Raw genomic sequence first — 14,509 nt, 5'->3', positions numbered from 1 at the left:
TGCAGCTTACACCAAAACGCTTTTGCTGGCGAATTCAGGGCGCGCGTCCCTCGGCCCAGCTTCGACTTGTCCCCGATTTTTGTTGCCGCGACAAGAGCAAGTTGAACACAGTCCAGCGATTAGCAGGCAAGCTGTTTTACCCCTGAGATCATGAACATATTGAACCCGAACCCCCGAAATCTGCGATCCGGGCCGCCGCCATGACCATGCCGATCGGGGCAGGCTTTTTGGCGGTGTCGACGATGCGGCGATGACCGATACCCTGATGCGGGTGATCCCTGGGCATCCGGCGCCGGTTGCGATCTTCGCCCGGATGTCGGCAAAGAGCGGATCGGCGAGAATGAGCAGACTTGCATATGCGCGTGTTTGCATGAATTCATTGTTCATTCCACGTTCAGCACTGGCGTATTAGAAATCCTGCCATGAAAACGCTTCGCTCCATATTCCGGCCTGCCATGACTGCGGTCTGCGCGCTTGGCCTGTTTGCCACCTCGGCGGCAGCGGCGCCGATGCCGTCGGCGGAAGGTGGCGAGTATCTCGTGGCTGCCGCGGATTGCTACTCGATCGGCCAGCAAGTGGCCGACGAGCATGGCGGCACCCTGGCGCGGGCGTCCGAATCCAACCAGGGCGGCCAGTCGGTCTGCGTCATCGTGGTGCTGGTTCCGGCCAAGGACGGCCAGCGTCCGCGTCGCGTCGAGGTCGTGGTGCCGGCCAACTAGTCTGGATTTCCCGCAACTCCGGAATCGCCTATATCTCCATCATCTTTTCACTGGTCGCAAAACCGCATGCGCATACTCGTCGTCGAAGATGACAAGGACCTGAACCGCCAGATCTCCGAGGCGCTGACCGATGCAGGCTACGTCGTCGACAAGGCCTTTGACGGCGAGGAGGGGCATTTCCTCGGCGACACCGAACCTTATGACGCCATCGTGCTCGATATCGGCCTGCCGCAGATGGACGGCATCAGCGTCGTCGAGCGCTGGCGCCGCGAGGGCCGCAAGATGCCGGTGCTGATGCTGACGGCGCGCGACCGCTGGAGCGACAAGGTTGCCGGCATCGACGCTGGCGCCGACGATTACGTCACCAAGCCGTTCCATATCGAGGAAGTGTTGGCGCGGGTGAGGGCGCTGATCCGCCGCGCCGCCGGCCATGCCTCGTCCGAACTGTCCTGCGGGCCGCTCCGGCTCGACACCAAGGCCTCCAAGGCCGACGTCAACGGCGTGCCGCTCAAGCTGACCTCGCACGAGTTCCGGCTGCTTGCCTATCTGATGCACCATATGGGCGAAGTCGTCTCGCGCACCGAGCTTGTCGAGCATCTCTACGACCAGGATTTCGACAGGGATTCCAACACGATCGAGGTGTTTGTCGGGCGTCTTCGCAAGAAGATGGGCATCGACATGATCGAAACCGTCCGCGGTATGGGCTACCGCATGCGCGAGCCGGAGGCGTAAGGCGGAACAGCTGGCCAAACGACTGGGGCGCTGGAAGCGTTACGCACTCGGGCTCGGACCGCGTTCCCTCGCGTTTCGCGTCATCGCGTTCTCGACCGTCTGGGCGATCCTCGCCTTTGCCCTGATCTTCACCGTCATCAGCTCGCTCTACCGCCAGACCAGCGAGCGTGGTTTCGACAGCCTGTTGTCGGCGCATCTGTTCAATCTCATCGGCTCTGTCGGCGTTTCGGACAGCGGCACGCTGACCGGCGGCCCCGATCTCGGCGATCTCAGGTTCTCCGAGCCTGAATCGGGCTGGTACTGGTCTGTCGAGCCGGTGTCCAAGGGCCTCGTCGGCCAGCTCAGGTCGTCGTCGATGACCGAGCCGGTCACATCGCCTGACGTCGCCGACGTGCCGTTCAACGCCGAGTTCCAGCGCCATTATCGCGTCGCCGGCATCGTCGGCGAGGAACTCGAGGTCTTCGAGACCGAGTTCGTGCTCGATGCGCAGAACCGCATCGCGCGGTTCCGCGTCATGGGCAACCGCTCCGAGCTCGAAGCCGAGATCAGCGGCTTCGAATGGCGCCTGTTCACCTATCTCTCGCTGTTCGGCCTCGGCATGATCGCGATCAACGCCATCGCCATCCTGCTCGGCCTGCAGCCGCTGGCGCGCGTGCGCAACGCGCTGGCCATGGTGCGAGAAGGCACGGCGCAGCGCCTGACCGGGCGGTTTCCCGCCGAGATCCAGCCGCTCGCCAACGAAACCAATGCGCTGATCGAAAACAACCGCCGCATCGTCGAGCGCTCACGGACCCAGGTCGGCAACCTGGCGCATTCGCTGAAGACACCTCTGGCGGTGATGCTGAACGAGGGCCGCGCCTTGGGCGGGCCCAAGGGGCAGCTTTTCGCCGACCATGCCACCGCCATGCAGAAGCAGATCGACCATTATCTCCAGCGCGCCCGGGTGGCCGCACAGCGCGAAAGCGTGGTCTACCGCACGCCGGTGGCGCCTTTGCTCCAGCGCATGGTGCGGGTGATGGAGAAGCTCTCGCGGGGGACGGCGTTTTCGCTGAACTTGCCGGCGACCGAGGTGGTGTTCGCCGGCGAACGCGAAGATCTCGAGGAGGTCGTCGGCAATCTGCTCGAAAACGCGATGAAATGGGCGCACAGTGCGGTCAGGATTTCAGTCGAAGCGGCCGAGCCGGCGAATGAGGAGCCGCCACGGTTTTCGATCCTCATCGAGGACGACGGTCCGGGCATTCCGGAGGACAAGGCGCGCGAGGCGTTGCAGCGGGGCAAGCGTCTCGACGAGACCAAGCCGGGTACCGGCCTCGGGCTGGCGATCGTCGCCGATCTGGTCAAGGAATATGGCGGCACGCTTCGGCTCGAGCGCTCGACGATGGGCGGATTGAAGGCCGTCGTCGAGTTGCGCGGCGTCCAGTAGGGAATAGCAGGAGAAATGGCTGGCCGAATCGGCCCCATTTCGGCCAAAGATGCAATCTAACGCGGCGCCAAGCCCTTGTAAGCGGACGCAAATTCGGGACCGGTGATGAGCATGAGATTTCGGGTGGCACTGGTTACAGCATTGCTTGCCGGCTCAGGCTGCACGACCACCAGCTTGAGCAGCGGTGGCGGCGTGGTGCCGGCGCTTGGCGGCGGTGACGATGGCTCGAGCGGCAAGGTTGCCACGCGCATCATCAATGCCATGGATGGCGGCCTCATCGGCGGCACGATCGGCAATGGCCTGAACGGCGACGACCGGCGCAAGGCGCTGGAAGCCGAATACCGCGCGCTGGAATATGGCCAGGGTGGACAGGCGGTCGCCTGGAAGGGCGGCGATCGTTCCGGCGAAGTCGTGGCCGCGCAGCCCTATCGCGTCGGCTCTCAGGACTGCCGCCAGTATTCGCAGACCGTGTTCACCACCGGCACGCCGTTGATCGCGCGCGGCACGGCCTGCCGCAATGCTGATGGAAGCTGGACGCCGCTGACCTAAGTCTTCACGTGTTGTTGCTTTGGCAGGGGCGTTCGAACCGTCAATAAGCCGCAGCACGGAGATGTTGGCAGCTTGGAGGCTGCTGGCTATTTAGGTGACATGCTGTTCTGGATCATAGCCGCTGTTCTGACGCTTGGTGCAAGCCTTGCGGTCTTGTTGCCGCTGACGCGGCAGACCAGGGCCAGGGACGATGCCAGCCATGACCTCGAAGTCTATCGCGACCAGCTTGGCGAGGTCGACAGGGATGCGGCGCGCGGGCTGATTGCCGCCGCGGATGCCGAACAGGCCCGCGCCGAGATCGCGCGCCGGATCATCAGGCTGGATGCCGAAAATGCGCGCGAGCCAAAGAAGGCATCGCAGCTTGGGCCTCGTCTCGTCGGCATGATCGCCGTGCTGGCCGTGCCGCTGCTGAGCTGGGGCGTCTACACCGCGATCGGCTCGCCCACCGTTCCTTCCCAGCCATTGAGTGCGCGCCTGTCGCAGAAACCGGCGGACAGCTCGGTCGACGAGCTGATTGCCCGCGCCGAGGCGCATCTGGTGGCCAATCCGTCCGACGGCCGCGGCTGGGACGTGCTCGCCCCTGTCTATCTCAGGATCGGGCGCGCCAACGACGCCGTCACCGCCTATCGCAACGCCATCCGCATCCTCGGCTCGACCACTGCGCGCCAGGCCGGCCTCGGCGAGGCGATTGCCGCCTCCGCGGGCGGCATCGTCACGTCGGACGCGCGTATCGCCTTCGAGGCCGCGCTCAAGCTCGAGCCCACCGATGCCAAGGCCCGCTATTTCCTGGCGCTGGCGCTCGCCCAGGAGGGCAAGATTTCAGACGCCGCCGCTGCCTGGCGGCTGCTGGCCGCAAGCCTGCCTGCCGACTCGCCGTGGCGTGCGGCAACCGAGCAGGCGATAGCCCAGGCGGAGGTGCGTACCGCACCGGTCAAGGAGGCCGCCGGCGCGCCTGCACCGAGCCAGGACGACATCGACGCCGCCGCATCCATGTCGTCGGGCGATCGCACGGCGATGATCGAGGGCATGGTGGCGACGCTGGACGAAAAGCTGCGCCAGAACCCGCGCGATCCGGAAGGCTGGGTCCGGCTGGTGCGTTCATACCAGGTGCTCGGCAAGACCGATCTGGCGCAGGATGCGCTCGGCCGCGCCTATGCGGCGCTGGGCCGCGACAGCGAGGACGGCCGCAAGCTGACCGAACTTGCAGGCTCGCTTGGCCTTGATGTCACGGAGTAGACGATGACGCGCAAGCAAAAACGGCTTTCGGTGATCGCGGGCGCGCTGGCCTTCCTGGGCGCCGCCACCGCGCTGACCTTCTACGCGCTTGGCCAGAAGGCGTCCTATTTCTACATGCCCGCCGACCTGCAGACGGCGACCCTGCAGCCCGGCCAGCGCATTCGCCTCGGCGGCCTTGTCGAGAACGGCAGCATCCTGCGCGGGCAGGGCACCCAGGTCGAGTTCGGCGTCACCGATTCCGAAAAGACGGTGAAGGTGCGCTATACAGGCATCCTGCCCGACCTCTTCCGCGAGGGGCAGGGCGTGATCACCGAAGGCAGCTTTGGCCCCGACGGCGAGTTCATCGCCGACAGCGTGCTGGCCAAGCACGACGAGAACTACATGCCCAAGGAAGTCGCCGACAGCCTGAAGGCAAAGGGTGTATGGCAGGAAACGACGCAATGAATGGCGGGCAGCGCTGATGGTCGAGACGGGTCACTTCGCGCTTATCCTGGCGTTCGCCCTGTCGCTGGTGCAGTCGCTGGTCCCGCTTTATGGGGCCTATAAGGGCGACACCAGGCTGATGGCGGTCGGTGGTCCGGTGACCGTCACCGGTTTTGCCCTGATCGCCCTGTCTTTCGCCGCCTTGACCATGGCCTATGTCCAGTCCGACTTCTCGGTTGCCAATGTCTGGGAGAATTCGCACTCGCTGCAGCCGCTGATCTACAAGTTCACCGGCACCTGGGGTAACCACGAAGGCTCGATGCTGTTGTGGGTGCTGATCCTCAGCTTCTTCGGCGCCCTGGTCGCGGCCTTCGGCAGCAACCTTCCGGCCACGCTGCGCGCCAATGTGCTCGCCGTCCAGGGCTGGATCGGCACGGCCTTCCTGCTGTTCATCCTGATCACCTCCAACCCGTTCGCCCGCCTCGTGCCGGCGCCGATCGAGGGCAAGGACCTCAACCCGATCCTCCAGGACATCGGCCTCGCCGTTCATCCGCCGCTGCTCTATCTCGGTTATGTCGGCTTTTCCGTCTGCTTCTCCTTTGCGGTCGCAGCCCTGATCGAAGGCCGCATCGACGCGGCCTGGGCCCGCTGGGTGCGGCCGTGGACGCTTGCCGCCTGGGTGTTTTTGACCGGCGGCATCGCCATGGGATCCTACTGGGCCTATTACGAGCTCGGCTGGGGCGGCTTCTGGTTCTGGGATCCGGTCGAGAACGCGTCCTTCATGCCCTGGCTGGCCGGCACCGCACTGCTGCACTCGGCCATCGTCATGGAAAAGCGCTCGGCGCTGAAGATCTGGACGCTGCTGCTCGCCATCCTGACGTTTTCGCTGTCCTTGCTCGGTACCTTCCTGGTGCGTTCGGGCGTGCTGACCTCGGTCCACTCCTTCGCCAGCGACCCGAGCCGCGGCGTGTTCATCCTGTGCATCCTGACGCTGTTCATCGGCGGTTCGCTGGCGCTGTTTGCCTTCAGGGCGTCGCAGCTTGCGGCCGGCGGCATCTTCCATCCGATCTCGCGCGAAGGCGCGCTGGTGCTGAACAATCTGTTCCTGACCACGGCGACTGCGACCGTGCTGATCGGCACGCTCTATCCGCTGGTCGTCGAAGCCTTGTTCGGCGACAAGATTTCCGTCGGCGAGCCGTTCTTCAACCTCACCTTCGGCCCGCTGATGATCCCGCTGCTGGTCGTCGTGCCGTTTGGTCCGTTGCTGGCCTGGAAACGCGGCGATGTCTTTGCCGTGGCGCAGCGGCTGATGTTTGCCTTTGGTGCTGCCTTGCTGGCGGTGCTGGTGACCTACCTGTTCATCGACGGCGCCTCCGTCTTCGCCGCCCTCGGCGCCGGTCTCTCGGCCTGGCTGGTGCTCGGCGCGCTCACCGACCTCGCCTTGAAGGCCGGCATCGGCAATGTCGCGCCCAGGATGGCGCTGCGCCGTTTCGTCGGCCTGCCGCGCTCGGTGTTCGGCACGGCGATCGCCCATCTCGGCCTTGGCCTGACGCTGCTCGGCATCGTCGGCGTGCTCTCCTTCGAAAAGGAAGCGATCCTTGTCATGAAGCCGGGGCAGGTGGTTGAGATCTCCGACTACCGCCTGCGCTTCGACGGGCTGACGCCGGTGCGTGGACCCAACTTCACCGAGGATCAGGGCCATTTCTCCCTGCTCGGCACCAATGGCCAGCCGAGCGATGTCATCATGTCGTCCAAGCGCTTCTATCCGGTGCGGCAGATGCCGACGACGGAGGCCGGCATCAAGACGATGTGGCTCAGCCAGCTCTACATCTCGCTCGGCGATGAAGCGGGAGACGGCTCCGTGGTCGTGCGTGTCTGGTGGAAGCCGCTGGTGACGCTGATCTGGGGCGGATCGCTTGTCATGATGCTGGGCGGCTTCGTCTCGCTGCTCGACCGCCGCCTGCGGGTGGGCGCGCCGGCGCGGCGCAAGTCCGCCGCCAAACCAGCTGCGGTGACGCCATGAAGACCCGGCTGGCGGCGCTTGCCGGATTTGTCGCCGCACTGCTGTTTGCGGGAACCGCGCTTGCGGTGAAGCCCAGCGAAACGCTCGCCGATCCGAAGCTCGAGGCGCGCGCGCGGCTGCTTTCGGAAGAGCTGCGCTGCATGGTCTGCCAGAACCAGTCCATCGACGAATCCGATGCCGAACTGGCCGGCGATCTGCGCGTGCTGCTGCGTGAGCGGTTGCTGGCCGGCGACAGCGACGAGCAGGTGATGGCCTATATCGTTTCGCGTTATGGCGAGTTCGTGCTGCTCAAGCCGCAGTTCAATCTGCGCAATGCCTTGTTGTGGGGCACGCCGGTGCTGTTGCTGCTCGGCGGCGGCGCCTTTGTCGTCCTGCAGGCCCGCTCGCGGCGCAGGCAGGAGCCGGCCGGCCTGACAAAGGACGAGCAGGCAGCACTCGACGCGATCCTGAACAAGGACGCCTGAGCCACGTCAACATTACCAAAGTTTCATGCTTCGGAAATGATCGCGTAATGTGAGCTCCTCTATCTCTTGAACCAACGGATGCGCACCCCGGCATCCTGTTCAAGAGGATCAGAGACAATGAGCACCACCCCCCTTTCGCGTTCTCGCAAGCGTCTCATGGCTGCCGCCGCATCCGTCGCCCTGGCGGGCGCGATCGGCCTCGGCGCCGTCACCAGCGGAACCGCGCCCGTCTATGCCGAGGCCGTGCGCGTCGAAGCGCCCCAGGCGCCCGGTTTTGCCGATGTCGTCCAGCAGGTCTCGCCGGCCGTGGTCAGCGTGCAGGTCAAGGCCCGGATCGATGCGGCTTCCGACCGTGGCATGTCGCCTTTCTCCGACCAGCAGGGTTTTGACAATCTCCCCGACAACCACCCGCTGAAGCGCTTCTTCCGTCAGTTCGGCCAGGATGGTTATGGCGACCAGAACCGTCCGCGCTTCAACCGTCGCGACGGCAGCCAGAAGCCGCGGCCGGTGGCGCAGGGTTCGGGCTTCTTCATCTCCGAGGACGGCTATCTCGTCACCAACAACCATGTCGTCTCGGACGGCACCGCCTATACCGTTGTCGCCAATGACGGCAAGGAATATGACGCCAAGCTGATCGGCACCGATCCGCGCACCGACCTCGCCGTGCTCAAGGTCGATGCCAGCACCAAGTTCACCTATGTCGGCTTTGCCGACGACGCCAAGGTTCGTGTCGGCGACTGGGTCGTCGCCGTCGGCAATCCGTTCGGTCTCGGCGGCACCGTCACTGCCGGCATCGTTTCGGCCCGTGGCCGCGACATCGGTGCCGGCCCCTATGACGACTTCCTGCAGATCGACGCTGCGGTGAACCGCGGCAATTCGGGCGGTCCCGCCTTCAACCTGAACGGCGAAGTCGTCGGCATCAACACCGCCATCTTCTCGCCCTCGGGCGGCAATGTCGGCATCGCCTTCGCCATTCCCGCCTCGACCGCCAAGCAGGTGGTGCAGGATCTGATGAAGAACGGCAGCGTGCAGCGCGGCTGGCTCGGCGTGGAAATCCAGCCGGTCACTGCCGATGTCGCGGAGTCCCTCGGTCTCAAGGACGAGAAGGGCGCGCTCGTTGCAAGCGCCCAGGACGCCGGCCCGGCCAAGAAGGCGGGCATTGCTGCCGGTGACATCATCACCGGGGTCAACGGCCAGGACGTCGCCTCGCCGAAGGAACTGTCGCGCCTCATCGCCGGCATCACGCCAGGAAAGTCGGTCGACATCACTGTCTGGCGCAACGGCAAGGCCGAGACGCTGAAGGTCGACCTCGGCGAAATCCCGGGCGGCGACAAGAAGGCCTCCGCCGACCAGCCGGCATCGCCATCCGAGCCGAGCACGCTGGCCGATCTCGGCATGACCGTGACCCGCTCGGAGGATGGCAAAGGCCTTGTCATCACCGACGTCGATCCCTCCAGCGACGCCGCCGATCGCGGCATCCAGGCCGGCGACGTCATCACCGCGGTGAACGCTGTCGAGGTCCAGTCGGCGGCCGACGTCACCAAGGCGCTCGACCAGGCGGAGAAGGCGGGCCGCAAGGCGGTGCTGTTCCAGATCAGCCGCGAAGACTCCAACCGCTTCGTCGCCCTGCCGCTGAACCAGGGCTGATCGGTCGCTCCCGTCGCGTGGTTTCATCACCCCCGACCGCATGACGGGAGATGACGGCCGGATAGTCTGTCAGTCTTCTATTCCGGCCCGGCGGCAGCGGACTCCCATCAGCCCGCTGCCGCTTTCACGTTGAGAGGAAACGACATGTCGCCTCTGACATCCCGCAAAATCGCGTATAACGACGGCATGAAGATTCTTGTCATCGAAGATGACCGTGAGGCCGCCGACTACATGCAGAAGGCCTTCGCGGAAGCCGGCCACACCGCCCATGTCGCGGGCGATGGCGATTCAGGTTTCGCCCTTGCCGATGCTGCCGAATACGATGTGCTTGTCGTCGATCGCATGTTGCCGCGGCGCGATGGTCTTTCGGTGATTGCCGGCCTGCGCTCGCGCGGCAACACGACACCTGTGCTGATCTTGTCGGCGCTCGGCGAGGTCGACGACCGGGTCACCGGCCTGCGCGCCGGCGGCGACGACTATCTCACCAAGCCATATGCGTTTTCGGAGCTTTTGGCCCGTGTCGAAGTGCTCAACCGGCGTGCGCCGACGCGTGAATCCGAGACGCTCTACCGGGTCGGCGACCTCGAGATCGACCGGCTGTCGCATACGGTGCGGCGCGCTGCGCAGGAGATCGTGCTGCAGCCGCGCGAATATCGCCTGCTCGAATATCTGATGCGCCATGCCGGCCAGGTGGTGACGCGCACAATGCTGCTCGAAAACGTCTGGGACTATCATTTCGACCCCCAGACCAACGTCATCGACGTCCACATTTCGCGCCTGCGCGGCAAGATCGAAAAGGGCTTCGAGAAGCCGATCCTGCACACTATCCGCGGCGCCGGCTACATGCTCAAGGCGGGCTGATGGCATTCAGGCTGCCGGCCATCATGAAGACGACCGCAGCGCGCCTTTCGGCGCTCTACCTCCTGCTTTTCGCCCTCTGCGCGGTGCTGCTTGTCTTCTACATGACGTCGCTGTCGGCACGCATGCTGATGGTCCAGACCCAGGAAACCATCAACGAAGAGGTCCAGGGCCTTGCCCGCGGCTACCAGCGCGGCGGCATCCCGGTGCTGGTACGCGTGGTCGAGCAGCGTTCGCGCCAGCCCGGCGCCAACCTCTATCTGCTTGCCGACCCCAACGGCCAGATCCTGTCGGGCAACGTCCAGAGCATCCAGCCGGGCGTGCTGCAGCGCGAAGGCTGGACCGAACTGCCCTTTTCCTATGAGCGCTACGGCGAAGCTGCCGGCAGGCGCCAGTCTGCCGAGACGGAAACACCGACCGAGGTCGGCCACAACGCCATCGCGGTGGTGCTGCGCCTGCCCAACCAGATGATCCTGATGGTCGGCCGCGACCTCGGCGAACCCGAACGGTTCCGCGACGTGATCCAGCGCTCGCTGATGCTGGCGCTGGCCATGATGGGCTTCGGCGCGCTGCTGATCTGGTATTTCGTCGGCCGCCGCGCCCTCAAGCACATCGACGGCGTCTCGGAGGCCAGCCGCCGCATCATGGCCGGCGACCTCAGCGGCCGCCTGCCGGTGACAGGCGCCGGCGACGAATTCGACCGGCTCTCGGAAAACCTCAATGCCATGCTGGCCCGCATCGCCCATCTCAATGATGGGCTGAAGCAGGTCTCCGACAACATCGCCCATGATTTGAAGACCCCGCTGACGCGCCTGCGCAACCGCGCCGAGGCGGCGCTGTCGGGCAAGAAGACCGGCGCCGATTATCGCGAGGCGCTCGAAGGCACCATTGCCGAGTCCGACCAGCTTATCCGCACCTTCAACGCCATCCTGATGATCTCGCGCCTCGAGGCCGGCTACTCCGCCGAATCCACCGACAAGGTCGATCTCGCCGCCGTGGTTCACGACGTCGTCGAACTGTACGAGCCGGTCGCCGAGGAACTGGGCGTTGGCTTAGAGGCGTCCGTCGCCGGTCCGGTCGTCGTCAACGGCAATCGCGAGCTGATCGCTCAGGCGCTGTCCAACATCATCGACAACGCCATCAAATATTCCGCCGGCGCGGTCGAAAAGCCGCATGTCGGCGTCACCCTGCAGCGCGACGGCGACGAAGTCAGGCTGCAGGTGTCGGACAACGGCCTCGGCATTCCAGACGAAGGCGATCGGGCGCGCGCCACGGAACGCTTCGTGCGGCTGGAAAAGAGCCGCTCGCAGCCGGGCTCGGGCCTCGGGCTCAGCCTCGCCAAGGCGGTGATGAAGTTTCACAATGGGCGGCTTGATCTTCTGCCCGGCAATCCCGGATTATCGGTCCTGATGGGCTTTCCCGGATCGAAGGACGCATAGATGAAGATCGAGGCCGCCAAGAAGACAGCGATCGAGTGGCGCCTGGAGCCGGTAAGCACCGTCGCCCCGCTCGATCCGGCACGCGCGCAAGGCGAGCTGGCGGAGTTTGCCGGCACGGCCAAGGAGGAGGGGCTCGACCGTCTGGCCACGTTCCTCAAGGCGAAAGGCCCGGCCCAGTCCTTTCTCGCTGCCGTCTTCGATCTTTCCGAATTCATGCGCGACAGCGCCCGACGCCAGCCGGAGATGCTGGACAGGCTGTTCGACCAGACTATCGAACAGCGGCTTTCAGACATCGGCATCGCGATTGCCGCTATCCCGTTCGAGGACGGCATCGCCGAAAACGCCCTGATGATGCGCTTGCGCCGGCTCAAGGGCGAGGCGCATTTCCTGATTGCGCTTGCCGACCTGTCGGGCGAGGCGAGTGCAGCGGATAGCGTGCGCCGGCTGAGCGACCTGGCCGACCTGTGCACCGGTGCGGCGGTCAATTTCCTGCTCCGCGACGCCCATGACCAGGGCAAGCTCAAGCTGCCCGATCCCGAAAACCCGACTGTCGGCTCCGGCTGGATCCTGCTCGGCATGGGCAAGCTCGGCGCCCATGAGCTGAATTTCTCTTCCGACATCGACCTCGTGGTGTTCTTCGACCCCGAGGCGCCGGCGATTGCCGACCCGTATGAAGCAACGGAGCTGTTCGCGCGGCTCACCCGGCGGCTTGTCCGCATCCTGCAGGACCGCACCGAGCACGGTTATGTCTTCCGCACCGATTTGCGCCTGCGTCCCGATCCCGGCTCGACGCCGCTCGCCATTCCGGTCCTGGCCGCGCTGCATTACTACGAGAGCCGTGGCCAGAACTGGGAACGCGCCGCGATGATCAAGGCGCGTCCGGTGGCGGGCGACATCGCAGCCGGCGAGGCCTTCCTCAAGGAGCTCCAGCCTTATGTCTGGCGCAAATACATGGATTACGCGGCGATCGCCGACGTCCATTCGATCAAGCGCCAGATCCACGCCCACAAGGGCCATGGCGAGGTCGCGGTCAAGGGCCACAACGTCAAGCTCGGCCGCGGCGGCATCCGCGAGATCGAGTTCTTCGTCCAGACCCAGCAGCTGATCGCCGGCGGCCGCTTCCCTGAATTGCGCGGCAAGGCGACGGTGCCGATGCTGACGCAGCTTGCCTTGCGCGGCTGGATTACGCCCGAGGCGCGCGACGCGCTCGAACGGCAATACTGGTTCCTGCGCAGCGTCGAGCACGCCATCCAGATGGTCGCCGACGAGCAGACCCACATGCTGCCGGAGGACGACGAAGGCCTCCAGCGCATCGCCCATATGCTCGGCTTTGCCGATGCGGATGCCTTCTCCAAGGCGTTTCGCGCTTCGCTGCAGGAGGTCGAGCGCCATTATGCAGCGCTGTTCGAGGCGGCACCCGAACTCTCCTCCGGCGTCGGCAATCTGGTCTTCACCGGCGACGTCGACGATCCCGACACGCTGCACACATTGCGCCAGCTCGGTTTCCAGCGCCCCTCCGACATCTGCCGCGTCATCCGCAGCTGGCATTTCGGCCGCTACCGCGCGACCCAGTCGGCCGAGGCGCGCGAGCGGCTGACCGAGCTCACGCCGGCACTGCTCGAAGCCTTCGGCAAGACCCGCCGCGCCGACGAGGCGCTGATGCGTTTCGACGAGTTCCTCGCCGGCCTGCCGGCGGGCATCCAGCTGTTTTCGCTGCTCCAGTCCAATCCGGCCCTGCTCAAGCTGCTCGCCACAATCATGGGCGCAGCCCCCCGGCTGGCCGGCATCATCACCCGCCGGCCGCATGTCTTCGATGGCCTGCTCGACCCGGCATTGCTGTCCGAACTGCCCGACCGCGCCTATCTTGCCGCGCGCCTTGCGGCCTTCCTCGAAAGCACCCGGCTCTATGAGGAGGTGCTCGACCGCCTGCGCATCTTCGCCGCCGAACAGAAATTCCTGATCGGCGTGCGCCTGCTCGCCGGCGCGATCGACTCCGCCCGTGCCGGCAAGGCTTTTTCCGATCTCGCCGACCTGACGGTCGGAGCGGCGCTCGAGGCCGTCGAGGCCGAATTCGCCCGCCGCCACGGCAAGGTTGCCGGCGGCAGGGTGGCGATCCTCGGCATGGGCAAGCTCGGCAGCCGCGAACTGACCGCCGGCTCCGACGTCGACCTGATCCTGCTTTACGACCACAGCGAGACCGCGGAGGAGTCCGACGGCGACAAGCCGATGGCGCCGTCGCATTATTTCTCGCGTATGACCCAGCGCCTGATCGCTGCGGTGTCCGCGCCGACGGCCGAAGGCGTGCTTTATGAGCTCGACCTCCGGCTGCGCCCCTCTGGCAACAAGGGGCCGGTGGCCACCCATATCGACTCGTTCCGCAAATATCAGCGCGGCGAAGCCTGGACCTGGGAGCATATGGCGCTGACCCGCGCCCGCCCGATCGCCGGCGACGCCTCGCTCTGCACCGAGGTCGAAGCCGAGGTCGCCGCCATCATCGCCTTGCCGCGTGATGCCGCCAAGGTGACGACCGAGGCCCGCGAGATGCGTGAGATGATCGAGGACGAAAAGCCGCCGCACGATCTCTGGGACATCAAGCTTGTGCCCGGCGGGCTGATCGACCTGGAATTCATCGCTCAGGTCGCGGTCCTGACCGGCCGGATCGAGGGCCAAGGCCACGCCACCGGAACGGCCGAGACGCTACACCGGCTTGCGCCTGGCTTTGCCGATGCGCAGGTACGGCAGGATCTCATCGATGCCTACGGGCTCTATCAGGCGATCACACAGATGACGAGGCTGTGTCTCACCGGTGCGTTCGAGCGGAACGACGTTCCGCCGGGGTTGTCGGACCTTTTGCTTGCGGCAACCGACCTTCCCGATTTCAGCGTGCTGGAGGCACATCTCAAGGAGACGTCGCAAAAGGTCAGGGGCCACTTTGACCTTCTGCTCCGTGCGAAGGGCAAATGAGGCGATGGGACGCCGCATGAGCACTTCGATCA

General features: G+C 65.3%; 13 protein-coding genes. 12 read left to right on the top strand and 1 reads right to left on the bottom strand.

Annotated elements, in window-relative coordinates:
* Positions 1-6 precede the first annotated feature (6 nt).
* Complete coding sequence (locus N7E70_RS23375; RefSeq protein WP_263007781.1) at positions 7-387, bottom strand: hypothetical protein; 381 nt, start codon at positions 385-387, stop codon at positions 7-9.
* Positions 388-422: 35 nt separating this feature from the next.
* Here N7E70_RS23375 and N7E70_RS23370 point away from each other — a divergent pair, with 35 nt between their 5' ends.
* From N7E70_RS23370 to N7E70_RS23315, 12 genes are all read left to right on the top strand, one after another.
* Positions 423-719 (top strand): hypothetical protein, encoded by a 297-nt coding sequence (locus tag N7E70_RS23370; RefSeq protein ID WP_067964334.1) that lies wholly within the window; start codon positions 423-425, stop codon positions 717-719.
* A 66-nt stretch (positions 720-785) separates the two neighbouring features.
* Complete coding sequence (locus N7E70_RS23365; protein WP_067964332.1) at positions 786-1,451, top strand: response regulator transcription factor; 666 nt, start codon at positions 786-788, stop codon at positions 1,449-1,451.
* Positions 1,452-1,473: 22 nt separating this feature from the next.
* On the top strand, positions 1,474-2,874 hold the full coding sequence (locus N7E70_RS23360) for an ATP-binding protein (RefSeq protein ID WP_067964329.1): 1,401 nt from the start codon (positions 1,474-1,476) through the stop codon (positions 2,872-2,874).
* 105 nt (positions 2,875-2,979) lie between these two features.
* Positions 2,980-3,423, top strand: a complete 444-nt coding sequence (locus N7E70_RS23355; protein ID WP_331461845.1) for a hypothetical protein — start codon at positions 2,980-2,982, stop codon at positions 3,421-3,423.
* A gap of 99 nt (positions 3,424-3,522) precedes the next feature.
* Positions 3,523-4,659 (top strand): c-type cytochrome biogenesis protein CcmI, encoded by a 1,137-nt coding sequence (gene ccmI / locus N7E70_RS23350; protein WP_154384991.1) that lies wholly within the window; start codon positions 3,523-3,525, stop codon positions 4,657-4,659.
* A 3-nt stretch (positions 4,660-4,662) separates the two neighbouring features.
* Positions 4,663-5,103, top strand: a complete 441-nt coding sequence (gene ccmE, locus N7E70_RS23345; protein WP_067964325.1) for a cytochrome c maturation protein CcmE — start codon at positions 4,663-4,665, stop codon at positions 5,101-5,103.
* A 16-nt stretch (positions 5,104-5,119) separates the two neighbouring features.
* Positions 5,120-7,105 (top strand): heme lyase CcmF/NrfE family subunit, encoded by a 1,986-nt coding sequence (locus tag N7E70_RS23340; protein ID WP_269441420.1) that lies wholly within the window; start codon positions 5,120-5,122, stop codon positions 7,103-7,105.
* On the top strand, positions 7,102-7,569 hold the full coding sequence (locus tag N7E70_RS23335) for a cytochrome c-type biogenesis protein (RefSeq protein ID WP_263007779.1): 468 nt from the start codon (positions 7,102-7,104) through the stop codon (positions 7,567-7,569). Before N7E70_RS23340 ends, N7E70_RS23335 begins: the two co-directional genes overlap by 4 nt.
* A gap of 117 nt (positions 7,570-7,686) precedes the next feature.
* Positions 7,687-9,216 (top strand): Do family serine endopeptidase, encoded by a 1,530-nt coding sequence (locus tag N7E70_RS23330; protein WP_263007778.1) that lies wholly within the window; start codon positions 7,687-7,689, stop codon positions 9,214-9,216.
* 186 nt (positions 9,217-9,402) lie between these two features.
* Positions 9,403-10,077, top strand: a complete 675-nt coding sequence (locus N7E70_RS23325) for a response regulator transcription factor (protein WP_067964316.1) — start codon at positions 9,403-9,405, stop codon at positions 10,075-10,077.
* Positions 10,077-11,513 (top strand): sensor histidine kinase, encoded by a 1,437-nt coding sequence (locus tag N7E70_RS23320; protein ID WP_067964314.1) that lies wholly within the window; start codon positions 10,077-10,079, stop codon positions 11,511-11,513. Before N7E70_RS23325 ends, N7E70_RS23320 begins: the two co-directional genes overlap by 1 nt.
* Complete coding sequence (locus tag N7E70_RS23315; protein WP_331461844.1) at positions 11,514-14,477, top strand: bifunctional [glutamine synthetase] adenylyltransferase/[glutamine synthetase]-adenylyl-L-tyrosine phosphorylase; 2,964 nt, start codon at positions 11,514-11,516, stop codon at positions 14,475-14,477.
* Positions 14,478-14,509: the final 32 nt, after the last annotated feature.

Source organism: Aminobacter sp. NyZ550 (genome assembly GCF_025628925.2).
Classification (GTDB): domain Bacteria; phylum Pseudomonadota; class Alphaproteobacteria; order Rhizobiales; family Rhizobiaceae; genus Aminobacter; species Aminobacter ciceronei.
The sequence above is the reverse complement of the archived record's forward strand: the minus strand, read 5'-3'. Positions and strand labels throughout refer to the sequence as shown.